Genomic DNA, 22,656 nt, shown 5'->3' with positions numbered 1-22,656 from the left:
GGGCGGGGGTCGGGGGGAACCGTGCCGGTGGGGGAGGGCGGGGTGGGGGACCGCGTATCCTTGGGCATCATGAGTGCCCCGTCGACGACGCCGCGCCCGGTCGCGGCCAATTCCGTGTGGCCCCGGCTGGAGCCGCTGCTGCCCCAGGTGACCAAGCCCATCCAGTACGTCGGGGGCGAGTTGGGCGCGGTGGTCAAGGACTGGGACGCGGCGACCGTCCGCTGGGCGCTGATGTACCCGGACGCCTACGAGGTGGGCCTGCCCAACCAGGGCGTGCAGATCCTCTACGAGGTGCTCAACGAGCTGCCCGACGTGCTCGCCGAGCGTACGTACGCGGTCTGGCCGGACCTGGAGGCGCTGATGCGCGCCCACGGCGTCCCGCAGTTCACCGTCGACGCGCACCGCGCGGTACGTGACTTCGACGTGTTCGGCGTCTCGTTCTCCACCGAGCTGGGCTACACCAACCTGCTCACCGCGATCGACCTGGCCGGCATTCCGCTGCTCGCCGCCGACCGCACCGACGCCGACCCGGTGATCGTGGCCGGTGGGCACGCCGCGTTCAACCCGGAGCCGATCGCCGACTTCGTCGACGCCGCGGTGCTCGGCGACGGCGAGGAGGCGGTACTGGAGATCACCGCCATCGTCCGGGAGTGGAAGGCCGAGGGCTCCCCGGGCGGCCGGGACGAGCTGCTGCTGCGGCTGGCCCGCACCGAGAGCGTCTACGTGCCGCGCTTCTACGACGTCGACTACCTGCCCGACGGCCGGATCCAGCGGGTCGTGCCGAACCGCCCGGACGTGCCGTTCCGGGTGCACAAGCGCACCACGATGGATCTGGACGCGTGGCCGTACCCGAAGAAGCCGCTGGTCCCGCTCGCCGAGACGGTCCACGAGCGGTACGCGGTGGAGATCTTCCGGGGCTGCACGCGGGGCTGCCGGTTCTGCCAGGCCGGCATGATCACCCGCCCGGTGCGGGAGCGCTCGATCACCACCGTCGGCCAGATGGTGCAGCAGGGGCTGGAGTTCTCCGGCTTCCACGAGGTGGGCCTGCTGTCGCTGTCGTCGGCCGACCACTCCGAGATCGGTGACATGTGCTCCGGCCTGGCCGAGCAGTACGCCGGCACCAACGTCTCGCTGTCGCTGCCGTCGACCCGGGTGGACGCGTTCAACATCGACCTCGCCCAGGAGCTGTCCCGCAACGGGCGGCGGACCGGCCTGACCTTCGCCCCGGAGGGCGGGTCGGAGCGGATCCGCAAGGTGATCAACAAGATGGTGTCGAAGGAAGACCTGATCCGCACCGTGGTCACCGCGTACACCAACGGCTGGCGGCAGGTGAAGCTCTACTTCATGTGCGGCCTGCCCACCGAGACGGACGAGGACGTCCTGGAGATCGCCGACATGGCGCACGAGGTGATCCGGGCCGGCCGGGCGGCCACCGGGTCCAAGGACATCCGCTGCACGGTCTCCATCGGCGGGTTCGTGCCGAAGCCGCACACCCCGTTCCAGTGGGCCTCGATGTCCACGCCCGAGGTCATCGACGGCCGGCTCAAGCTGCTCAAGCAGGCGATCAACAGTGACCGTTCGCTGGGCCGGGCGATCGGCTTCCGCTACCACGACGGCGAGCCGTCGCTGATCGAGGGCCTGCTGTCCCGGGGCGACCGCCGGGTCGGTGCGGTGATCCGCAGGGTCTGGGAGAACGGCGGCCGGTTCGACGGCTGGAGCGAGCACTTCTCGTACCAGCGCTGGGTGGACGCGGCGGCCGAGACGCTGCCGGCGTTCGGGGTGGACCTCGACTGGTACACCACCCGGGAGCGCGAGGAGTTGGAGGTCCTGCCCTGGGACCACCTCGACTCCGGCCTGGACAAGGACTGGCTCTGGCAGGACTGGCAGGACTCGCTGTCCGAGTACGAGCAGGACGACTGCCGCTGGACGCCCTGCTTCGACTGCGGCGTGTGCCCGTCCATGGACACCGAGATCCAGATCGGCCCGACCGGGCGCAAGCTGCTGCCGCTGACGCCGGTCGGCGGGATGCGGCTGCCCACGGCGGCCCAGGGCTGAGCCGCACCGACGCGTAGCGGAGCGCGGGAACCCTCGGGGGGCCCGCGCTCCGTCGTGTCACGTGTCGACCGTCGGGTGGTCGGGGCGGGGCTGCCCGGCTGGTGCTTCCTCGATACGCTGCGTCCGTATTGGACCGGCCGGGCCGGTAGCGGGGGAGGACAGCAGCATGGGCATCAAGCCGCCGGACACCGGCGACCTGCACGTCAGCGTCGAGGACCTGGACGCCGCCGCCGACTACGTCGAGCGCCTCAAGCAGTACGTCGACGACACCATCGGCTACGAGATGGAACGCATCAAGGAGCGGATGAAGGGCGACAGCAACAACGCCCAGGCGGTGCCGAACGGCACGCCGTTCGGCGCGTACGAGGACGCGCGGATGCAGTGGGCGGCGCTGACCCGGTCGACGGCCAACATGGAGGCCCACCTCAAGGCCATCTCCAGCAAGCTGGCCGGGCTGAAGAAGGGCACCGAGGACATCGCGAAGGCGTTCCGCGACGCCGAGGCCCGCAACGCCGCCAACGGCAAGCAGATCGAGCGGCTGCTGGAGTCCGCGGCGCCGCCGCCCGAGGCGGGGCAGCAGCCCACCTATCCGTACCCGGCCTGAGGGAGAGGCGATCATGGCTGGAGGCACCTGGGAGCGCTGCGTCCGGGAGGTGACGCTCGCCGCGGATCCGGAGACGGTCGGATCGGTCGGCGTCGGCTGGAGCAACCTCTCCGCCGGGCTCGGCCACCTGCGCGACGCGCTTGTCGGGCGTTCGTTCGTCGGTCCGATCGCGTCCGGTCAGGAACGCCCGCACAGCGGCGGTCTCCCCGGCCTGCTGGCCGGCTGGACGGGCAGCGGCGGTGACGCGTACCGCGAGCACCTGGGCGGCATCGGCAAGGACATCGAGGAGCTGATCACCCACGCCAGCGACGTCAGCGGCGCGCTGTCGCGGATCGAGGGCGACATCCGCAAGGCGGTGGCCAGCATCCCGATCCCGCTGATGGACGACTTCGGCTGGAACGAGTGGAGCCTGCCCGGCGGCACCGAGCTCGACGACGCCCGCGACGGCGAGAGCCAGTCCGGCTTCCTCGCCTCGCTACGCAGCGACTACCAGCAGAACCAGTCGCTCTACGCCGACGGCGCGTTCCGCGACAAGGCCGACGACCTCGAGGCGACGATGAGGGTCGACGGCAACGCCGACGACCAGAAGCGGGGCGGCTGGTGGGACACCAAGTCGCACCTGGACAACTGGTACCGGGACAACCAGGAGGCGGCCAACAGGGCGATGTCGCCGCTGCCCGCCGCGGTGGAGACCGAACGCCCGAAGCTGGTCGTGCCCCAGCCCTCGGCCAATGACGCGCGTGACGGCTACACGCCCGACAACCGCGTCCCGCCGTCCGGTGTGCCCGACACCGGGTTGCCCGGCGGCGGTGGTGGTGGCGGGGGTGGCAAGGTGCCCTCGCTGGGCAGCACCGGCATCGGTGGTGGCGGCGGTGGCTCGTACGGTGGCGGTTCGTTCTCACCGCCGCCCACCACGGGCGGCGTCGATCTCGGCGGCGGTCAGACCGGCGGCGGGTCGTACGTCCCGCCGGTCACCGGTGGCGGCTACCCGGGCCCGGGTGACCACGACTACGGCACCGGCCTGGCCGGCGCGGGCGGGCCGGGCACGATCACGACCGGCGGTCCGGGCAGCGCGTTCGGTGGCGGTGTACCGGGCACCGTCGGTGGTGGTGGCGGGTTCGGCGGCGGTGGCGCCGGGCTGGGCGCCGGTGGTGGCCTCGGCGGCGGTGGTCTCGGCGCGGCCGGCGGGATGGGCGTGGGTGCGCTGCCCGGCCTGGTCGGCGGCGGCAACGGCAAGGTCCCGCCGCTGACCAGCGCCGCCAGCGCGCTCCGCAACGCGACCGGCGCGGGTGCCGGCGGGGGCATGATGGGCGGCGGGATGATGGGCGGGCACGGCGGCGCCGGGCACGGCGGCGGCGGTGCCGAGCACTCGTCGTGGTTGACTGAGGACGACGATCCGTGGGGTGCCGGTGACAGTGCGTCCCCGGGCATCCTGCGATGAGGACGGACGGATGAGGGTGCACGTCGCCGCGCTCCGGCCGGTGGCGGCCGGACTGCTGGCCGGCCTGATGGTGCTGGGCGCGGCCCCGCCGGCACCGGCCGCGCCGCGCCGGGCCGAGCAGTGGTACCTCGACGAGCTGCGCATCGACCGGGCGCATCGGATCTCCACCGGGCGCGGGGTGGTGGTCGGCGTGGTGGACACCGGCGTCGACGCCACCCATCCGGCGCTGCGCGGTCGCGTGCTGCCCGGCGACCGCAGCTACGGCGCCCGGGGCGACGGCCGGGAGGACCCGGACGGTCACGGCACGCACATGGCCGGCATCATCTCGGCGGCGAACGTCGGCGACGGCGTGGACGGCATCGCGCCGGACGCCCGGATCCTGCCCATCAAGCAGGAGCCCGGCCCCGGAACCGTGCCCGACGGCGCGTCCGCCCTGGGCATCCGGATGGCGGTCGACGGTGGCGCGACGGTGCTCAACCTCTCCTTCGGCCGGGCCGGCGCGCCCGACCCGGACGAGGAGGAGGCGATCCGGTACGCGCTGGCGCGCGACGTCGTCGTGGTCGCCGCCGGCGGCAACCGCAAGGCGGGCGACGTGGACATCGCCTCGCCGGCCCGGATCCCCGGCGTGATCGCGGTGACCGGCACCACCCGGGGCGGCGGCTTCTGGTCCGGCTCCGCCCAGGGCCCGGCAGCGGTCATCGCCGCGCCGGCGGGCGGGATCTACAACGCCGGCCGCGACCACGGCTACGGCTGGGGTGACGGCACCTCCGACTCCAGCGCCATCGTCTCCGGCGTCGCGGCGTTGATCCGTTCGAAGTACCCGCAGCTCTCCGCGTCCGACGTGATCAACCGGATCATCCGCACCGCCCGGGACGCCGGGCCGTCGGGCCGGGACCCGCAGTTCGGCTTCGGCCGGATCGACCCGGTGGCGGCGCTCACCGCGGACGTGCCGTCGGTCTCGGCGAACCCGCTGCTCGACCCGGCCTCGGCGAGCGCGGCTGCGCCGCAGGCGGCCGAGGACGACGACTTCGACGTGACGGAGTACGGCGACCGCGGCGGCCCCACCGACCAGCAGGTGCTGGTGATCGGCATCGGCATCGCGGTGGCCCTGGTGGTGCTGCTGGCGCTCGTGGTGTTCCTGATCTGGAACCGGCGCCGGCACCGACGTGAGCTGGCCCGGGTGGCGCAGCTCCCGGACGACGCGCCCGGCCGGCTGGGCGGCCCCACCCCGGCCGGCGACCGCCGCCCCTGACCCACCCCACCGTAGAGGGGGTGGTGGGGGCGGGTGTGGGAGGCGGTGCGGCCTGCGCCAGGATGGGACGGACACGCGCAGGCACAGCCGAGGAGCTCACGATCGCCAGAAAGCCTCAACCCGAGGGCGGCCAGGCGCCCGTCGTCCAGCGGGTCCGCATCCGGTACGCCAAGCGTGGACCGCTGCGGTTCACCTCGCACCGGGACTTCGCCCGAGCCTTCGAGCGCGCGTTGCGCCGCGCCGGCGTGCCGATCGCGTTCTCCCAGGGCTTCACCCCGCACCCCAAGATCTCGTACGCCTCCGCGGCGCCGACCGGCGTGGCCAGCGAGGCCGAGTACCTGGAGATCGGCCTGCGTGAGCCGGTCGACCCGGAGCGCCTCCGGGCCGCTCTGGACGCCGCGCTCTCGCCCGGGCTCGACGTGCTCGACGCGGTCGAGGCGTCCGGTGGCAGCCTGGCCGACCGGATCGAGGCGTCGTACTGGCGGATCGAGCTGCCCGAGGTCGATCCGGACGTGCTCCGGGCCGCCGTGGCGGCCTTCACCGCCGCCGAGGAGATCCAGGTCGAGCGGATGACCAAGCAGGGCCGGCGGACGTTCGACGCCCGCGCCGCCGTGATCGTCATCGATGCGCTGGTGCCGGCTGAGACGCCTTCCGGAGCGGCGACCGTACCGTGTGCGATACTCGAACTGGTCGTGCGGCAGGTCACCCCGTCCGTGCGACCCGATGACGTCCTTTCCGGCCTCCGCGTGGTGGCGGACCTGGAGCCGCCGGTCACCCCGAAGGTGATCCGGCTGGCGCAGGGCACGCTGACCGCGCAGGGCGAGATCGTCGATCCGTTGGACGCGGATCGCGACGGGGCAGCCATCGGAGGGCACTGACCGACGGTCAGCGCTCTGGCAGGCAGACTTCGGCGGTCGCGCACCTGCGCGCTCGGCGGAAACACCTTTGCGGCAACCCTGCGTGGCAGCGCTCAACCGCGCCCGGGGCAGCCAGAACTGGAGAACGTCCATGCTCGAGAACGAGCCCGAGGGCGGCGAACGGACCGGTGCCGAGCCGGCCGACCCGACCGCCACCAGCACCGACGGCGTCGCCGAGGTGAAGCCGCCGCCCCGCAAGCGGGCCAGCCGGCGCAAGGCCGCGCCGCTGAACCAGCCGGAGCAGACCGACGCGCCGGTCGAGGCGTCCGCCGCGGCCACCGGCAGCGGCGAGTCGCCGCAGGCCGAGGTGTTCGCGCCGGTGGCCGGTGAGGTGGAGGCCGCGCCGAAGACCACCCGCCGGCGCCGGAAGGCGACCCCGGCGAAGGCGGTCGAGGAGCCGGTGGCCGCTGCCGAGGTGCAGGCCACCTCGGACGAGGTGGTGCCGCCGGTCAAGGTCACCCGGACCCGCCGCCGCAAGGCCACCCCACCCGCCGCCGAGCCGATGCCGGCCGCCGAGTCGCCGACCGAGGCGCCCGCCGAGGCCGCCGGCCGGCCGGTCGAGCCGGCCGCGTCGATCGAGACGCCCACCGGGCCGTCGGCCGCGCCGGTCGAGCCGGCCGCCGAGGCCACCGGCCCGGCGGTCGAGCCGGCTGTCGGGGCCACCGGGCCGTCGGGCGCTGCCGTGGTCGACGGACCGGTCTCGGTCCCGGGTGGCGCGGGTGAGATCGCCGAGGGGCGGGCCCCGCTCGACGAGGACGCGCTCGACGAGGACGCGCTCGACGAGGATGCGCTCGACGGGGACGCGGTCGGCGAGGACGCCGTGGACGAGCCCACCCCGGGCGAGGGCGCCACCCGGTCCCGTACCCGCGGGGCCGCAGCCGAGGGTGGTGCGCGGTCGCGTGCCGGCGGGCGGCGCGCGCCCCGGCGTACCGACGAGGTTGACCTGGCCCGGGCCGGCGGGCCGGCGGACGCCACCGGCGTGGTGTCGACCGGCGCCGCGGTGCCGGGTGTGGCGGACGAGCCGGCGGCCGAGGAGCGGCCGGCCACCGGCCGCCGGCGTCGCGCGGCGCTCTCCGCGCCCACCGTCCTGTTCATGCCCCCGCAGCCCGAGGAGGCCCCGGCGGTCCGGGTCACCTACCCGGCCGTGGAGGAGGCGGCGGAGGAGCCGGTCGAGACCGGCCGCCGTCGCCGTCGCGGCCGGCGGGAGGCCGAGCCGGTGGCGGCCGAGGTCGAGCCTGAGGCCGTCGAGGAGGAGGAGCCGGCCGCCGAGGCGGACGAGTCCGCCGACGCCGAGGACGACGACGACACCGCCGAGGGTCGCCGCCGCCGCCGTCGTGGTCGCCGGGGCCGTGGCCGTGGCCGTGGCGCCGACGAGGCCGACGAGGACGAGACCGGTACGGCGGAGCCGACCGAGGCGGAGGCCGAGGAGAGCGACGAGGAGGCCGAGGGCGACGGGATGACCCGTCGTCGCCGTCGGCGTCGTCGCCGGGGCGCGGGTGAGGCGGAGACCACCACCGAGGACGGCGTGCCCACCGTCGTCAAGATCCGTGAGCCGCGCAAGGCGGTAGACGAGGTGCAGGGCGTCTCCGGGTCGACCCGGCTGGAGGCCAAGCGGCAGCGCCGCCGGGACGGCCGCGAGCAGCGGCGTACCCGGCCGCCGATCCTGAGCGAGTCGGAGTTCCTGGCCCGCCGCGAGGCGGTCGACCGGACGATGGTGGTGCGCCAGCGTGGCGACCGCACCCAGATCGCGGTGCTCGAGGACGGCGTGCTGGTCGAGCACTACGTGACCCGCAACTCGTCCGGCACCATGGCCGGCAACGTCTACCTCGGCAAGGTGCAGAACGTGCTGCCGAGCATGGAGGCGGCCTTCGTCGACATCGGGCGCGGGCGCAACGCCGTGCTGTACGCCGGCGAGGTCAACTGGGACACCACCGGCCTGGAGGGCCGGGCCCGCTCGATCGAGCAGGCACTGCGCTCCGGCGACCCGGTGCTGGTGCAGGTCACCAAGGACCCGATCGGGCACAAGGGCGCGCGGCTCACCAGCCACGTCGCGCTCTCCGGCCGGCACCTGGTCTACGTGCCCAACGGCAACGCCTCCGGGATCAGCCGCAAGCTGCCGGACACCGAACGCAAGCGGCTGCGGGACATCCTCAAGAAGTTGGTGCCGGACGGCGCCGGGGTGATCGTCCGGACCGCGGCGGAGGGCGCCAGCGAGGACGAGCTGGCCCGGGACGTCAAGCGGCTCCAGGCGCAGTGGGACGACATCCAGGCCAAGGCCGCCTCCGGCGGTGCCCCGGTGCTGCTCTACGAGGAGCCGGACCTGGTCATCCGGGTGGTCCGGGACCTCTTCAACGAGGACTTCCGCGAGCTGGTCATCGAGGGCGAGTCGGCGTACGACGTGGTCGAGTCGTACCTGTCGCACGTCTCGCCGGACCTGGTGGCGCGGCTGCGCCGGCACGCCGGCGTCACCGACGTGTTCGCCGAGTACCGGATCGACGAGCAGATCCTCAAGGGGCTGGACCGGAAGGTCTTCCTGCCCTCCGGCGGGTCGCTGGTGATCGACCGGACCGAGGCGATGACCGTCGTCGACGTCAACACCGGCAAGTACACCGGCTCCGGCGGCAACCTGGAGGAGACGGTCACCCGCAACAACCTGGAGGCGGCCGAGGAGATCGTGCGCCAGTTGCGGCTGCGCGACCTCGGCGGCATCGTGGTGATCGACTTCATCGACATGGTGCTGGAATCGAACCGGGAGCTGGTGCTGCGCCGGCTCACCGAGTGCCTGGGCCGGGACCGCACCAAGCACCAGGTCACCGAGATCACCTCGCTGGGCCTGGTGCAGATGACCCGCAAGCGGATCGGCGCGGGCCTGCTGGAGGCGTTCAGCGAGACCTGCGAGTGCTGCAAGGGCCGGGGGGTGGTGATCCACACCGAGCCGGTGCCGGAGAAGCCGCGTGCCGCCGGCGCGGGGGAGAAGGTCAAGGCGGTCGCCTCGGCGGTCGCGCCGGTCGAGGAGAAGGGCCGTCGCCGGGGTCGCAAGGCCGCGGCGGAGAAGCCCGCCGTGGAGGCCGCGGCGGAGCCGCCGGCCGCCGCCGCGCCGGAGCGGACCGTCGTCGAGGTGGCCGAGTCCGCCGACGACTACTACGACACCCAGGGCTACGACCTGTCCCGGTTCGAGACGGAGACGCCGGCCGCCCCGGCGGTCGCGGACAGCCAGGAGGGCGACTCGGCCCGACTCGCGGCGGCTGACGACCCGGACGCGATCGGCGACGGCGACAGCGACGACGAGGGCGCCGACGGCGGCTCGTCGCGGCGGCGGTCCCGCCGTGGCGGCGCCCGGCGGCGTACCCGGCCGTGAGCCGCTGACCTGCGTAGCGTTTGACAGGGCCCCTGGTCCGGCAACAGAGTGCCGGGAGCAGGGGCCCTGCCGTTTCCCGTCGACCCCCGGTCGGGCCGGCCGCGCCCCGGAGGGAGGAGACATGCGCCGGGTGTTCGCGGTCACCGCGTTGACCGGACTGCTGCTGGCCGGGTCGGGCTGCGCCGAACGGACCGACCCGTTCTCGGTGGGCTTCGCCTCACCGGCCCCGGTGGCCACGTCGCCCACGCCCGCCCCGACCGTCACCGGCGACGCGGGCGTCTGCGCCCGCGCGAAGCAGGCCGGGTCCGTGGCCGTCCAGACGTACGTGCAGAAGCTGGCGGAGATGCTGCGGGCGGGCGGCACCGGGGACCGGGGCACGGAGAAGGCCGCCCGGCGGGACGCGGAGGCCGCGCTCGCGGGCTGGCGGGACGTGCTGCGGGAGCAGTCCGGGCGGGCCACCGACCCGGGCCTGCGGACGCTGCTGGCGGACCTGGCCACCGAGGTGGGCGGGCTCGGCACCGACGTGCGGAAGATCGACGAGACGGCGTTCGACCGGCTCCAGCAGCGGCTCGACCAGCTCTGCCCGGCGTGACCGGCAGCCCGGTTTGGGCGGCGGACCGGGTATGGCGTACTCTTGCCTGCGGCGCACTTTGGTGTGCCTAGTTCCCGCGCGCCCGCGCCGCCGGTGTCACGGCTCCCGGCGAGACGCCGTGGGAACGACCCGCCGGCAACGGTGGGAAAAGACGCCAGCAGCCTCAACGACAGGGAGTGCGCCTCCGATGTACGCGATCGTCAAGACCGGCGGCAAGCAGTACAAGGTCGCCGAGGGCGACGTGATCGAGGTCGAGAAGCTCACCGGTGCCCCCGGTGACGCGGTGAAGCTCACCGCGGTGCTCCTCGTCGACGGTGACGACCTGGTGACCGACGCGGCGAAGCTCGCCAAGGTCGCGGTGTCCGGCGAGATCGCCGCGCACACCAAGGGCCCGAAGATCCGGATCCACAAGTTCAAGAACAAGACCGGCTACCACAAGCGTCAGGGTCACCGGCAGCCGCTGACCCAGATCAAGGTGACCGGCATCTCCAACAGCGGGAAGTAGGTCGTCGGAAATGGCTCACAAAAAGGGTGCGTCCAGCTCGCGTAACGGTCGCGACTCCGCGGCCCAGCGGCTCGGCGTGAAGCGCTTCGGTGGTCAGGTCGTCAGCGCGGGTGAGATCCTCATCCGTCAGCGTGGCACCAAGTTCCACCCCGGTGACCTGGTCGGCCGTGGCGGCGACGACACGCTGTTCGCGCTGTCCGCCGGTTCGGTGCAGTTCGGCACCAAGCGCGGTCGCAAGACCGTCAGCATCGTGCCTCAGCAGTAGTTCGAAGCCGAAGCGGGCCGCGGACCTCGGGTCCCGGCCCGCTTCGGCTTTCCACGTGCGGGGCGGACCCCGCTGGAAGGATTGGCGTCGTGACGACGTTCGTTGACCGGGTCGTCCTGCACATGCAGGCCGGCGACGGCGGGCACGGCTGTGTCTCGATCCACCGGGAGAAGTTCAAGCCCTTCGGTGGCCCGGACGGCGGCAACGGCGGCCATGGCGGCAGCGTGTCGCTCGTGGTCGACCCGCAGGTCACCACGCTGCTCGACTTCCACTTCCGGCCGCACCTGAAGGCCGACAACGGCAAGGGCGGGGCCGGCTCGAACCGGGACGGCGCCAACGGCCGCGACCTGGTGATCAAGGTGCCGAACGGCACCGTGGTGCAGACCCTGGACGGCGAGGTGCTGGCCGACCTGGTCGGGGTGGGCACCACCTTCGAGGCGGCCCGCGGTGGCCGGGGCGGCCGGGGCAACGCCTCGCTGGCCAACGCCCGTCGCAAGGCGCCGGGCTTCGCCGAGCTGGGTGAGCCCGGCGACAAGCTCGACGTGGTGCTGGAGCTGAAGAGCGTCGCCGACGTCGGTCTGGTCGGGTTCCCGTCCGCCGGGAAGTCCTCGCTGATCTCGGTGATCTCGGCCGCCAAGCCGAAGATCGCCGACTACCCGTTCACCACGCTGGTGCCCAACCTGGGCGTGGTCCGGGTGGACAACCACACCTTCACCGTCGCGGACGTACCGGGCCTGATCCCGGGCGCCGCCACCGGCAAGGGGCTGGGCCTGGAGTTCCTCCGCCACGTCGAGCGGTGTGCCGTGCTGGTGCACGTGGTCGACACCGCGACGCTGGAGCCGGGCCGCGACCCGCTCGCCGACATCGACGCCATCGAGTCGGAGCTGGCCCAGTACGGCGGGCTGGCCGACCGGCCCCGGCTGGTCGCGCTGAACAAGGTCGACGTGCCGGACGGGAAGGACCTCGCCGACATCGTCCGCCCCGACCTGGAGGCCCGTGGCTTCCGCGTCTTCGACGTCTCCAGCGCCACCCGCGAGGGCCTGCGCGAGCTGACGTACGCGATGGCCCAGGTGGTCGACGAGGGCCGCCGCGCCGTTCCGGACGTGGAGCCGACCCGGGTCGTGCTCCGCCCGAAGGCGGTCGACGACGCCGGTTTCACCATCGAGGCCGAGCCGGACGGCTCCTACACCGTCCGGGGCAGCCGGCCGGAACGCTGGGTGAAGCAGACGAACTTCGACAACGACGAGGCGGTGGGCTTCCTGGCCGACCGGCTGGCCCGGCTGGGCGTCGAGGAGAAGTTGGCCAAGGCCGGCGCGCGGGCCGGCGACCTGGTGCGGATCGGCGAGCGCGAGTTCGACTGGCAGCCGACGCTCTACGCCGGCGTCGACTTCACGCCCGGCAACCGGGGCACCGACGTGCGGCTAGAGGACAAGTCGACACGACCGTCGGCCGCCGACCGGCTGGAGGCCCGCAAGGCCCGCCGGCAGCGCCCGGAGGACGAGGTCGAGGCGGCCCCGGCGGAGGAACCGGACGACGACTAGTCCGGTCGTGTCCGTGTCGGGGACCTCGGCCGGAAACCTTCGCGAAATCCGGTCGACCTACCGTGACGGGATGCTGATCGAATGCCGGCCCGCCACCGATCCGGAGGTCGCCGCGCTCGTCGTGGCCCAGCAGCGTGAGCTGCGGGACGCCGACGGCGGGCTGGACGGGCAGGTCACCGTCACCCACTCCGACATTCGTTACCTGGCGGCCGTGGTCGGCGGCCGGGCGGTCGGCTGCGGCGGTCTCCAGGCGCTCGACGTCGACACCGGCGAGCTGAAGCGGATGTACGTCCGGCCGGCGTACCGGGGGCGCGGCATCGCCCGGCAGTTGCTGCTCGCGCTTGAGGAACTGGCCTTCCGGCAGGGGCACCGGACGGTGTGCCTGGAGACCGGCACCTACCTGCCGGCCGCCATCGGGCTCTACCGCTCCAGCGGCTACCAGCCGGTCCCGGTCTACGGCGAGTACGTCGACAACCCGTACAGCGTCTGCTTCGCCAAACACCTCCCCGTGGCGGCGTAAGGAGGGGCCCCTTCCTAACGCCTGGCGTCGAGAAGGGGCCCCTTCTCACACACCGCTCAGGCGCTCGTCTGCGCGTGCGGGGCGGTCACCGGCTTGGACTCGGGGCTGGCGTGTTGCCGCAGCACGATGCTGAGCAGGATCAGCACGCCCACCGCGAGGAACTCGCTCTGCCAGTTCGGCATGGACTGGAACCAGAAGTCGCTGGTGCCGAGGAACTGCAGGGCGCTGATCCGGCCCGGCGTGTCGTGTCGTGGCTGGTCAGGGCCGGTCCATCGGGATGTCCGGCCGGCCGCCGGCACCCACCTCGTTGTTCAGCAGCAGGCCCGCGGCGAGCATGCCGAAGCCGAGGAACAGGTGCAGCCAGTTGTCGGCGTCGTTGACCGGCACGAAGTTCGCCGTGCTCTCCCGGTCGATGGCGAAGCCGTACAGCCAGAGGACCAGGTAGAGCGCGCCGCCGCCGGCCAGGAACACCCGCGCGCCGGCCAGCCGCCGCGCGGCCAGCAGCCCGACCAGCCCGAAGAGCAGGTGCACCAGGTTGTGCAGCACCGACACCTGGAACACCCCGAGCAGCTTCGCCCCCGAGTGGTGCCCGGCGAAGGCCAGCTCGCCGTAGTGGGTGGTGACGCCGGGGACGAAGCCGAGCACGCCGATCAGGACGAAGACGGCCGCGGCCGCGAGCGCGACCTTCTGCACCGTCGGCCGGGCGGACGGGCGTCCGCGCACCTCACGTGGCATCGCTGTCACCCCCCGTGGGGCCCACCCGGGGCGGGTCGGCCTCCCCATTCTGTGATCGGGGCGGGCCGTTTCCGCAGAGAAATGACGAATCAGGCATGGACCCGACGGCCGAGGGTAGGGCAGTTGTCACGCGGAAAGCATTCGCGTGAACCCCCGAACACAACCGCTGGGAACGCACGAGCGGAAGGGACACCATGACTCAGGACTTTTCCTCCACGACCGCCACGTACGAGTCGACGAACGGCGGCGGCGTACGCGATCAGGCCCGCCAGGTCGGCTCCGACGCCGCAAGCGCGGGCGGCGCGGTCGCGCAGACCGCCAAGGAGCAGGGCCGGGAGGTGGTGGGCGAGGCCAAGCGGCAGGCCCGCGACCTCTACGGCGAGACCCGCAACCAGGTCACCGCGCAGGCCGGCCAGCAGCAGCAGCGGGCCGCCAGCGGCCTGCGGTCGTTGGCCGACGAGATGCGGTCGATGGCGCAGCAGGGTGGCGGCTCCGGGCCGGTCACCGAGCTGGCCCACCAGGCGGCCGAGCGGGTGCACGGCGTGGCCGGCTGGCTGGAGCAGCGCGAGCCGGGCGACCTGCTCAACGAGGTGAAGAGCTACGCCCGTCGTAACCCGGGCACGTTCCTGGTCGGCGCCGCCCTGCTGGGCGTGGTCGCCGGCCGGCTCACCCGGAACATCGCCGCGGTGGGCAACGGCGGCAGCGGCGTCCGTCCGGCCTACGACCCGGACCGGACCGCGGTCATCCCGACCACGCCGGCCGTGCCGACCCAGCCGGCCGGTGGCTACCTCGACCCGACGCCGGGCACCTACGCCGAGCCGGACCCGGGCTACTCCGCGCCGGGCGCGACCTACCCCGCCGGCGGCGCCCCGAACACCTGGGCCGACCCGGCCGGCGGCACCGGCCAGCCGCTGCCGCCGCCGAGCCAGACCGACCCGCTGCCGGGCATGCCGTCGACCGGTGCTCCGCGCCCGTGAGCGGCCGGACCGGCAGAAGGGAGACCACGGCATGACCGTGCCGACGCAGGACCCCGGCTACCAGGCCGGGGGCGCGCCGCACCACGCCGACGAGGTACGCGGCAGCTCGATCGGGCAGTTGATGAGCCAGGTCACCGGCGACCTCTCCACGCTGATGCGCCAGGAGGTCGAGCTGGCCAAGGCCGAGATCCGCCAGGAGGGCAAGAAGGCGGGCAAGGCCGCCGGCCTCTACGGTGGCGCCGGCTTCGGCGGCTACATGGTGGCGCTCTTCGTCTCCGTCGCGGTGTGGCAGTTCCTCGACAACGTCATGGACTCCGGCCTGGCCGCGCTCATCGTGGCGGTGGTGTGGGCCGCGATCGCGGCGGTCCTCTACTCCAAGGCCAAGAAGAACGCCGAGCAGATCCGTGGCCTGAAGCAGACCAACGAGAGCGTCCAGCGCATCCCGGACGCACTCAAGCCGCACCCGGAGGGAGTCACCCGATGAGCACCGATCCCGACCAGATCCGCCGGGAGATCGAAGCCACCCGCAACAACCTCAGCTCGGACGTGGACGCCCTGGCGTACAAGGTCAGCCCGAGCCGCATCGTCGACGACCGCAAGCAGCGCGTCCGCAGCGCGCTGACCAACGTGAAGGACAAGGTGATGGGAACCGCTTCCGACCTCGGCCACAGCACCGGCCACGCCGCGCACTCGGTGGGCGACCACGCCTCCTCGGCCGCGTCCACGGTCAGCGACAAGGCGCACTCCGCCGCCGCCACGGTGGGCGACGCGGCGCACCGGGCGCCGCGGGTCGTGCGGCAGAAGTCCCAGGGCAACCCGATCGCCGCCGGCGTGATCGCGTTCGGCGTCGGCATGCTGGTCTCCTCGCTGATCCCGGCCACCCGCCGCGAGCAGGAGCTCGCCGCGCAGGTCAAGGAGAAGGCGACCGAGCACAGCGGCGTCGTCAAGGAGAAGCTGGGTGAGGTCGCCAACGAGCTGAGGGACGAGCTGCGCGAGCCGGCCCAGCACGCCGCCGAGTCGGTGCGCTCCACCGCGCAGGACGCCGTGCACGCGGTCAAGGACGACGGCCGCAGCGCCGCCCAGGATGTGCGGGAGAGCGCCCACCAGGCGCGCTCCTGACCGCAGTCTGCCAAGCGGGGGCCCCTGCTATCGCTCAGGCGTTAACAAGGGCCCCCGCCTTCGCATGTCTCGACCCAGCGGGTCAGGTCGTCGGGGTGGGGGCGGGTGGCCAGCTTCCGCAGGGCGCGGGTGCTGTGGGCCGCCGTCCGCAGGCGGCTGCCCGCGTACGGCACCCCGCCGCGCAGCCGCCGGCCCACCGCCAGCCAGGCGCACACGCCGCGCTCCAACACCCAGGCGGGCGCCGCGAGCGTGGTGTGCGCCGGGAAGACCCGGGCCCCGCCGGCCCGTCGCCGGCCCAGCTCCGCCACCGCGACCGTGACCAGCCCGGCCCGCACCAGCAGCCCCGGGCGGCGGGCGGCGAGCGCGACCGCCGTGGCCGGCAGCACCGCCAGCGCGGCCAGCAGCCACGCCGGCCGGGCCGTCTCGTCGTACGCCTGGCGCACCCGCTGCCCGAGGAAGTGCCCGGCGGTGGGCGGCAGTCGCCGCACGTACAGCCAGGCCGGGGTGGCCGTGCTGCCGCCGTACGCGCGGACGGTCCGGACCAGCTCCAGGTTCTCGAAGAGCACGTCCGGGTCGTAGCCGCCCATCGCCAGGAAGGTGCTCCGACGCAGCGCCAGCGTGCCCGGCCAGTCCCCGCCGAACACCCGGGCGAGCAGCGTCCGTCCGGTGTCCCACCAGGCGTGCCAGGGCAGCGGGGCGAAGTGGTTCTGCGGCCGGACCAGGTCCACCCGGTCGAGCAGCTCGTGCACCGCGCGCAACGCCGACAGGTCGTACCGGACGTCGTCGTCGGCGATCACCACGTGCTCGTGCCGCGCCAGCGCGACGCCGGTGAGCACCCCGAGCGCCTTGCCGTTGCGCCCGCGCAGCGCGGGATCCGGCAGGACGTGCCGGACCAGCCCTCGCCAGGCGTCCGCGTGCCGGGCGAACAGCTCCGGCGGCGAGCCGTCGACCACCACCACGTCCACCCAGCGGCGCAGCTCGCGCAGGTAGCCGGTCAGCTCGTCGAGGCCGTGGTCGTCGGCGGCGCGCAGCGGCAGGACGTACGCCATCGGGAGCCGGTCCGGCGCGGACGCCGCGACGGACCGGCCGGGGTGCGGCAGCGGTGGAACGGTCGCTCGGGTCACGTCGTCTCCGGTCGGGTCGGGTCCCGCGACTTGCCCGGAATGCGGCCCCTGAAACCGTTTCGGCCGCCTGACCCGGGTAGCGCAGCCGGCTGACCGTGGACGGGAGCGGTGGGCCGCTCAGGCCGCTCGCCGCACCCCGTCGACGACCAGCCCACTGGGCGGCAGCGTCGGCATCCGGGTGAGGTCGAGCGCCAGGTCCTGCGGCGGGACGCGGTAGCTCATCGCGCCGGTCAGGTTGGCCACCGCCCGCTTCATCAACTCGATCGTGATCCACTCGCCGGCGCAGCGGTGACCCGTGTCGTGGTCGCCGCCGCCCTGCGGGACCAGGCCGAACGGGTCGTCCCGCCAACCGGCGAACCGCTCCGGGCGGAACCGCTCCGGCTCCGGCCACAGCTCCGGGTGGTGGTTGGTGCCGTACAGGTCGAGCAGCACCCGGCGGCCCTGCGGGAACGCGTACCCCCGCCACTCGAACGAGCGGCGCACCCGCGCGGCGGCCAGCGGGAAGAACGGGTAGTAGCGGCGGACCTCCTGCACGAACTGCTCGGTCGCGTCGTCGTCGCCGCGTACCCGGTCGCGCCAGTGCGGGTGGTCGTGCAGCGCCAGCGCGGCGAAGACCACGTACCGGTCCACCGCGACCGTGGGGCGCAGCACGTTGAGCAGCTCCACCGCGGCGATCCGGCGGGGCAGCGGCTGGCCGCGTTCGTCCCGGTGCTCGGCGACGATCCGCAGCGCGCTGCCCTCGGGCGCCGGCAGCGCGCCCGCGCGGACCCGCTCGACCAGCGCGCCGGCCCAGCGTTCGGCCCGGCGGCGGCCGAGCAGGCCGCGCCAGTGCTTCGGGCCCAGCACCGCCGGTCCCTCGATCATGGCGTGCATCTCGGCGGTGCGGCGGCGCGCGTCGGCCTCGGCAAGCGGCACCCCGGCCCAGGCCCAGACCGCGTGGGTCAGCAGCCGGCTCACCTCGTCGTAGAGCACCACCGGCCCGTGTTCCGCCCAGACCGGGATCCGGGCCCGCCACTCGTCGTCGAAGAGTTGCCCGAGCCGCCGGACCGCGGCCGGCGTCATCATCGACATGAACATCGCCTTGCGGGCGCGGTGCGCCGCCCCGTCGAGGCCCTGGACGCCACCCACCCCGGTCAGCGTGCGCTGGCCGCGCATCGGCGTGGCGCCCCGCCTGACGAACCGCTCCTCGTCGTAGAACAGCTCGGCGGCCTCCCGGCCGCGCAGGCAGATGGTCGGCTCCAGCATCAGTCGGATCTGCACGACGTCGGAGCCCAGCCGGTCGCAGCGGGCGCCGACGAAGCGGTAGCCCTCCCGGTAGTAGGCGAGCGTGCTGTCCGGGCTCCGGTCGCTCGGCATGGTGCTCATCTCGGTTGCTCCTGCCCCGGCTCGGCGACCCTGCGCGATCTGCGCTTCCTGGACCCTGCGCGGTCTGCGCTACCTACCCGGGCCGGGGCGGCCGAATCCTCCGTTTCCGCAGATCCGCCCGCCCGGGGAGGGCGGCCCACACACCCGGGCGCTGGCCCCTCCCGAGGCGCGGAAAAGCTGGTTGGCTCGTACCCGGACCGGCGGCGGCCGGTCCGGCCCGCGCCGGGCCCGGCGTCCGGCGGGCGGTCACCGGCGACGGGGGAGGCACGGATGCGCGACAACCGGGCGGCGCGGCGGTATCACCGCGACGGGACGGTCCGGCTGCGGGGCGGCGGACGGGCGGAGTCACCGACCAGTGGGCCCCGGCGGCCCGGGGCCCGCCCGCCGGGGTTCTTCACCGTGCACCTCGGCTTCGTGGCCGCCGACCCCGCCGTCGCGCGGGAGCTGGCCGTCGCGTACGCGGAAGCGCTCGACCTGCTCCGCCCGGAGCTGGCGCTCGGCGCGGCGGCGCTGTCCCCGGCCGACGCCTGGCACCGGGCCGAGCGGCTGTTCTGCGGGGCGGCCGGGCCCGACGGCGAGCGGTGCGTCGACGTGGCCGGCCATCCCGGCTTCCACCATGCGCCCGGGCCGGGCGGCCTCGGCTGGGGCGACGGTGACTGACCCGGGCGGCTCAGTCCAGGTCGAACTCGCCGTCCTGGGCGCCCGCCACGAACGCGTCCCACTCGGCCTGGGTGAAGACCAGGACCGGGCCGTCCGGCTCGGCCGAGTTGCGCATCCCGATCAGGTCGTCGACGAAAGCCACCTCGACCGCGCCCTCGGACGTGTCGCCCTCCGCTCGCTGCCAAACCGCCCGAGAAAGGTCGAAATCGCCCTTGGGGTGTTGACCCATCGTTTTACCTCCATCGCCACGCGTCACGGGAAGGCCCGTGCGGACCTCATCGGGCAGGATAAGCGGATGCCGAGCCTGACCCGTGCAGAGGCGACCGCGCGTGGCGCGTCGATCACCGTCGAGTCCTATCAGGTGGACCTCGATGTGACCGGCGACGCCGAGCGGTTCCGCTCCACCACCACCATCCGGTTCCGGGCCACCCCCGGCGCCGAGACGTTCGTCGACATCAAGCCCCGCCGACTCCTACGGGTCCGCCTCAACGACCGCGACCTCGATCCGGCCCTGCTGACCGACGGGCGACTGCCGCTCACCGGGCTGGCCGGGACCAACGAGATCACCGTCGAGGCCGAGATGGCCTATTCCAACACCGGCGAGGGGCTGCACCGCTTCGTCGACCCGGCCGACGGCGAGACATACCTGTACGCGATGTCCTTCCTGGACGACGGGCCGCGCATCTTCGCCGCCTTCGACCAGCCCGACCTGAAGGCGCCGGTGACGCTGGCGGTCACCGCGCCACCGGAGTGGACGGTGGCCGCGAACGGGCAGCTCGCCGACCGGCCGGCGCCGGGTCGGTGGGAGTTCGCCCCGACCGCGCCGCTGGCCACCTACCTCGTCTCGCTTGTCGCCGGGCCCTGGCACGTGCTGCGCGCCGAGCACGACGGCATCCCGCTCGGGTTCTACTGCCGGCGTTCGCTCGCGGCGCACCTCGACGCCGACGCGGACGAGATCCTCACCGTCACCCGGCAGTGCCTCGACCGCTTCCACCAGCTCTTCGCCGAGCGCTACCCGTTCGGCAAGTACGACCAGGCGTTCGTGCCCGAGTTCAACGCCGGCGCGATGGAGAACCCGGGCCTGGTGACGCTGCGCGACGACTATGTCTTCCGCTCCGCGGTCACCGACAGTCAGCGGGAGTACCGGGCCACCGTGATCGCCCACGAGATGGCGCACATGTGGTTCGGCGACCTGGTCACCATGCGCTGGTGGGACGACCTGTGGCTGAACGAGTCGTTCGCGGAGTACCTCGGCACCCGGGTCACCGCCGAGGCCACCCGCTTCGACCAGGCCTGGACCACCTTCGCGATGCGTCGCAAGGCGTGGGGATACGCCGCCGACCAGCGCCCCTCCACCCACCCGGTGGCACCCGAGGAGGTCGCCGACGCCGCGGCGGGCCTGCTCAACTTCGACGGCATCTCGTACGCCAAGGGCGCCGGCGTGCTGCGCCAGCTCGTCGCCTGGCTCGGTGACGACGTGTTCCTCGCCGGCCTGAACGCGCACTTCGCCGCGCACCGGTTCGGCAACGCCACCCTCGCCGACCTGCTCGACAGCCTCGCCTCGGCCGCCGGCCGGGACCTCAGCGGCTGGGCCGAGCGGTGGCTGCGCCAGGCGCAGGTCAACACGCTGCGGATGGAGACCGCGGTGGACGCCGACGGCCGGTGGAGCGAGGTGGCGGTGACGCAGACCGCGCCGACGACCCATCCGGTGCTGCGACCGCACCGCATCGGCGTGGCCCACCACACCGCCGAGGGCCCGACGCGCCGGTTCGAGGTCGACCTCGACCCGGACGCCGACGGCGGCCGGACGCCGCTGCCCGAGCTGACCGGTCAGCCCGCCACCGGCCTGCTGCTGCCCAACGCGGGCGACCTCACGTTCGCCAAGATCCGGCTCGACGCGGCCTCCGCCGACGCGGTGCCGATGCTGCTCCCCGGGCTCGACGATCCGCTGGCCCGGGCGCTGCTCTGGGGTGAGGCGCTGGACGCCGCCACCGACGGCGAGCGGCCGGTCGCCGAGCTGGTCACCCTGATCACCGCCGCGCTGCCGGCCGAGACCGAGGTGATCATCGCGGAGGACGTGCTCGCGCTCAGCCGTAACCTCGTCGACCGCTACCTGGAACCGCTGGCCCGGGACGCGGCGCTGCTGCGGATCGCCGAGGCGTGTCGGGCGCTGCTGGTCGGCGCTCCCGCCGGCGGTTCGCTCCAGCTTGCCGCCGTGCGGGGCCTGATCGGCGCCACCACGGACGCCGACCTGCTCCACGGTTGGCTGGTCGGCGCGGGCGTGCCGGAAGGGCTGGCGGTCGACGCCGACCTGCGCTGGGCGCTGCTGCACCGGCTGGTGGTGCTGGGTGGCGCCGGCGAGGCGGAGATCGCCGCCGAGTCGGCCGCCGACCGCAGCGCCACCGGCGCCGAGCGGGCGGCCGATTGCCGGGCGGCCCTGCCGAACGCCGACGCCAAGCGGGCGGCCTGGGAGATCATCGTCAGCAACACCGACCTGTCGAACCGGTTGGTGGAGGCCACCGCAGAGGGGTTCTGGCAGCCGGAGCAGGCGGAGCTGACCGCCGGCTACGTCGAGCGTTACTTCGCCGAGATGCCGGCGACCGCGCGTCTGCGTACCGCGTGGGTGGCCGACCGGGTGGCGGCCGTGGCGTTCCCGCGCTACGCCGTGACGCAGTCCACCCGGGAACTGGCCGCGGCGTTGCTGGCCCGTGACGACCTGACGCCGGGGCTGCGCCGGCGGGTCGTCGACCTGGACGACGACCTGCGCCGCGCGCTGGTGGCCCGGACGGCGGTGGCCGCCGTGGGCGCCTGAGCGACGCATCGCGCCGGGCGGCGGACCGCCCGCCCGGCGCGAGCCGGCGACCCCGGCCGACCGGTGCCCGGGCGCGGCCTAGGATCGCGGGGTGGAGGAAGACATCCGGCGGATCGGCATCATGGGTGGCACGTTCGACCCGATCCACCACGGTCACCTGGTGGCGGCGAGCGAGGTGGCCGATCGGTTCGGGCTGGACGAGGTGGTCTTCGTGCCGACCGGGCAACCGTGGCAGAAGGCGGACGAACCGGTCAGCCCCGCCGAGGACCGGTACCTGATGACCGTGATCGCGACCGCCTCCAACCCCCGCTTCCAGGTGAGCCGCGTCGACATCGACCGCGGCGGGCCCACCTACACCGTCGACACGCTGCGCGACCTGCACGCCGAGTACGGCCCGAAGGCGCAGCTCTTCTTCATCACCGGCGCGGACGCGCTGGAGCGCATCCTCTCCTGGAAAGACCTGGACGAGGTCCTGGAGCTGGCCCACTTCATCGGGGTGACCCGCCCCGGCTTCGAGTTGACCGACAAGCACCTTCCGGCCGACTCGGTCAGCCTGGTGCAGGTGCCCGCCATGGCCATCTCCTCGACCGACTGCCGCGCCCGGGTGGCCCGGGGCGAGCCGGTCTGGTACCTGGTACCGGACGGTGTGGTGCAGTACATCGCCAAACGGCGCCTCTACCAGCGATGATCTCGCCCGTTACCGCCCCGTTCGTGCCGATAACCGGCCAGAACTGACAGGTCGTCACGTCGACGGGTATGAGAGGCTTGGAGGGTCGCACGGTTGATCGAAGGAGAACGGTGACCACCATTCCGG

Annotated in this window: 22 protein-coding genes; 17 read left to right on the top strand and 5 right to left on the bottom strand. The window is 73.7% G+C overall.

Going from position 1 to position 22,656, the window contains the following annotated elements; all coding sequences use genetic code 11:
* Positions 1-69 precede the first annotated feature (69 nt).
* The 11 genes from ACZ6O5_RS21660 to ACZ6O5_RS21610 all read left to right on the top strand — a co-directional run bounded on the left by ACZ6O5_RS21660 (position 70) and on the right by ACZ6O5_RS21610 (position 13,050).
* Entirely contained in the window at positions 70-2,055 is a 1,986-nt protein-coding gene (locus ACZ6O5_RS21660) for a TIGR03960 family B12-binding radical SAM protein (RefSeq protein ID WP_107155669.1), read from the top strand.
* Positions 2,056-2,221: 166 nt separating this feature from the next.
* Complete coding sequence (locus ACZ6O5_RS21655; RefSeq protein WP_281937272.1) at positions 2,222-2,659, top strand: hypothetical protein; 438 nt, start codon at positions 2,222-2,224, stop codon at positions 2,657-2,659.
* Positions 2,660-2,672: 13 nt separating this feature from the next.
* Positions 2,673-4,100, top strand: a complete 1,428-nt coding sequence (locus tag ACZ6O5_RS21650; protein ID WP_465979547.1) for a hypothetical protein — start codon at positions 2,673-2,675, stop codon at positions 4,098-4,100.
* Between the two features lie 10 nt (positions 4,101-4,110).
* On the top strand, positions 4,111-5,352 hold the full coding sequence (gene mycP, locus ACZ6O5_RS21645) for a type VII secretion-associated serine protease mycosin (protein ID WP_465979545.1): 1,242 nt from the start codon (positions 4,111-4,113) through the stop codon (positions 5,350-5,352).
* A gap of 62 nt (positions 5,353-5,414) precedes the next feature.
* Complete coding sequence (locus ACZ6O5_RS21640) at positions 5,415-6,230, top strand: TIGR03936 family radical SAM-associated protein (protein WP_465979543.1); 816 nt, start codon at positions 5,415-5,417, stop codon at positions 6,228-6,230.
* Positions 6,231-6,360: 130 nt separating this feature from the next.
* Positions 6,361-9,627, top strand: coding sequence for an Rne/Rng family ribonuclease (locus ACZ6O5_RS21635; RefSeq protein WP_465979541.1), 3,267 nt, complete (start codon positions 6,361-6,363; stop codon positions 9,625-9,627).
* Positions 9,628-9,748: 121 nt separating this feature from the next.
* Positions 9,749-10,219, top strand: a complete 471-nt coding sequence (locus ACZ6O5_RS21630; protein ID WP_465979539.1) for a hypothetical protein — start codon at positions 9,749-9,751, stop codon at positions 10,217-10,219.
* Positions 10,220-10,406: 187 nt separating this feature from the next.
* Entirely contained in the window at positions 10,407-10,724 is a 318-nt protein-coding gene (rplU, locus tag ACZ6O5_RS21625) for a 50S ribosomal protein L21 (protein WP_091072401.1), read from the top strand.
* A 10-nt stretch (positions 10,725-10,734) separates the two neighbouring features.
* Entirely contained in the window at positions 10,735-10,989 is a 255-nt protein-coding gene (gene rpmA / locus ACZ6O5_RS21620) for a 50S ribosomal protein L27 (protein ID WP_091072397.1), read from the top strand.
* 89 nt (positions 10,990-11,078) lie between these two features.
* Entirely contained in the window at positions 11,079-12,530 is a 1,452-nt protein-coding gene (obgE, locus tag ACZ6O5_RS21615) for a GTPase ObgE (RefSeq protein ID WP_465979536.1), read from the top strand.
* 70 nt (positions 12,531-12,600) lie between these two features.
* Entirely contained in the window at positions 12,601-13,050 is a 450-nt protein-coding gene (locus ACZ6O5_RS21610) for a GNAT family N-acetyltransferase (RefSeq protein WP_465979534.1), read from the top strand.
* A 56-nt stretch (positions 13,051-13,106) separates the two neighbouring features.
* On the opposite strand, the gene ACZ6O5_RS21605 is transcribed toward ACZ6O5_RS21610, so the two are convergent.
* Both ACZ6O5_RS21605 and ACZ6O5_RS21600 read right to left on the bottom strand, forming a co-directional pair.
* Positions 13,107-13,349 carry a DUF6766 family protein gene (locus ACZ6O5_RS21605; RefSeq protein ID WP_465979532.1) on the bottom strand — a complete coding sequence of 81 codons (243 nt, stop codon included), beginning with the start codon at positions 13,347-13,349 and terminating at the stop codon, positions 13,107-13,109.
* A complete protein-coding gene (locus ACZ6O5_RS21600) occupies positions 13,309-13,785 on the bottom strand; it encodes a DUF4383 domain-containing protein (RefSeq protein ID WP_465979530.1) in 477 nt (158 codons plus the stop codon). Before ACZ6O5_RS21600 ends, ACZ6O5_RS21605 begins: the two co-directional genes overlap by 41 nt.
* A gap of 194 nt (positions 13,786-13,979) precedes the next feature.
* Here ACZ6O5_RS21600 and ACZ6O5_RS21595 point away from each other — a divergent pair, with 194 nt between their 5' ends.
* From ACZ6O5_RS21595 to ACZ6O5_RS21585, 3 genes are read left to right on the top strand one after another with little or no spacing between them, the layout of a single operon-like run.
* On the top strand, positions 13,980-14,762 hold the full coding sequence (locus ACZ6O5_RS21595) for a hypothetical protein (RefSeq protein ID WP_465979529.1): 783 nt from the start codon (positions 13,980-13,982) through the stop codon (positions 14,760-14,762).
* A 31-nt stretch (positions 14,763-14,793) separates the two neighbouring features.
* Positions 14,794-15,246 (top strand): phage holin family protein, encoded by a 453-nt coding sequence (locus ACZ6O5_RS21590; RefSeq protein ID WP_465979527.1) that lies wholly within the window; start codon positions 14,794-14,796, stop codon positions 15,244-15,246.
* Positions 15,243-15,881 (top strand): DUF3618 domain-containing protein, encoded by a 639-nt coding sequence (locus tag ACZ6O5_RS21585; protein ID WP_465979526.1) that lies wholly within the window; start codon positions 15,243-15,245, stop codon positions 15,879-15,881. Before ACZ6O5_RS21590 ends, ACZ6O5_RS21585 begins: the two co-directional genes overlap by 4 nt.
* 41 nt (positions 15,882-15,922) lie before the next feature.
* On the opposite strand, the gene ACZ6O5_RS21580 is transcribed toward ACZ6O5_RS21585, so the two are convergent.
* Together ACZ6O5_RS21580 and ACZ6O5_RS21575 are read right to left on the bottom strand one after the other, a co-directional pair.
* Entirely contained in the window at positions 15,923-17,005 is a 1,083-nt protein-coding gene (locus ACZ6O5_RS21580) for a glycosyltransferase family 2 protein (protein WP_465979524.1), read from the bottom strand.
* Positions 17,006-17,122: 117 nt separating this feature from the next.
* Positions 17,123-18,370, bottom strand: coding sequence for a cytochrome P450 (locus ACZ6O5_RS21575; RefSeq protein ID WP_465979522.1), 1,248 nt, complete (start codon positions 18,368-18,370; stop codon positions 17,123-17,125).
* 270 nt (positions 18,371-18,640) lie between these two features.
* On the opposite strand from ACZ6O5_RS21575, the gene ACZ6O5_RS21570 reads away from it, so the two are divergent.
* Positions 18,641-19,030 (top strand): hypothetical protein, encoded by a 390-nt coding sequence (locus ACZ6O5_RS21570; protein WP_465979521.1) that lies wholly within the window; start codon positions 18,641-18,643, stop codon positions 19,028-19,030.
* A gap of 10 nt (positions 19,031-19,040) precedes the next feature.
* Here the strand turns inward: ACZ6O5_RS21570 and ACZ6O5_RS21565 are convergent, their stop codons facing one another.
* Complete coding sequence (locus ACZ6O5_RS21565; RefSeq protein WP_013287999.1) at positions 19,041-19,259, bottom strand: DUF397 domain-containing protein; 219 nt, start codon at positions 19,257-19,259, stop codon at positions 19,041-19,043.
* Between the two features lie 66 nt (positions 19,260-19,325).
* Between ACZ6O5_RS21565 and pepN the strand changes: the two genes are divergently transcribed.
* Both pepN and nadD read left to right on the top strand, forming a co-directional pair.
* Entirely contained in the window at positions 19,326-21,842 is a 2,517-nt protein-coding gene (gene pepN, locus ACZ6O5_RS21560) for an aminopeptidase N (RefSeq protein WP_465979519.1), read from the top strand.
* A gap of 91 nt (positions 21,843-21,933) precedes the next feature.
* Positions 21,934-22,530: a nicotinate-nucleotide adenylyltransferase gene (gene nadD, locus ACZ6O5_RS21555; RefSeq protein ID WP_465979517.1), complete on the top strand. Its 597-nt coding sequence runs from the start codon at positions 21,934-21,936 to the stop codon at positions 22,528-22,530.
* Positions 22,531-22,656 lie beyond the last annotated feature (126 nt).

This window comes from Micromonospora sp. NPDC049201 (assembly GCF_055586805.1).
This window is presented reverse-complemented; position numbering and strand designations above follow the sequence as displayed.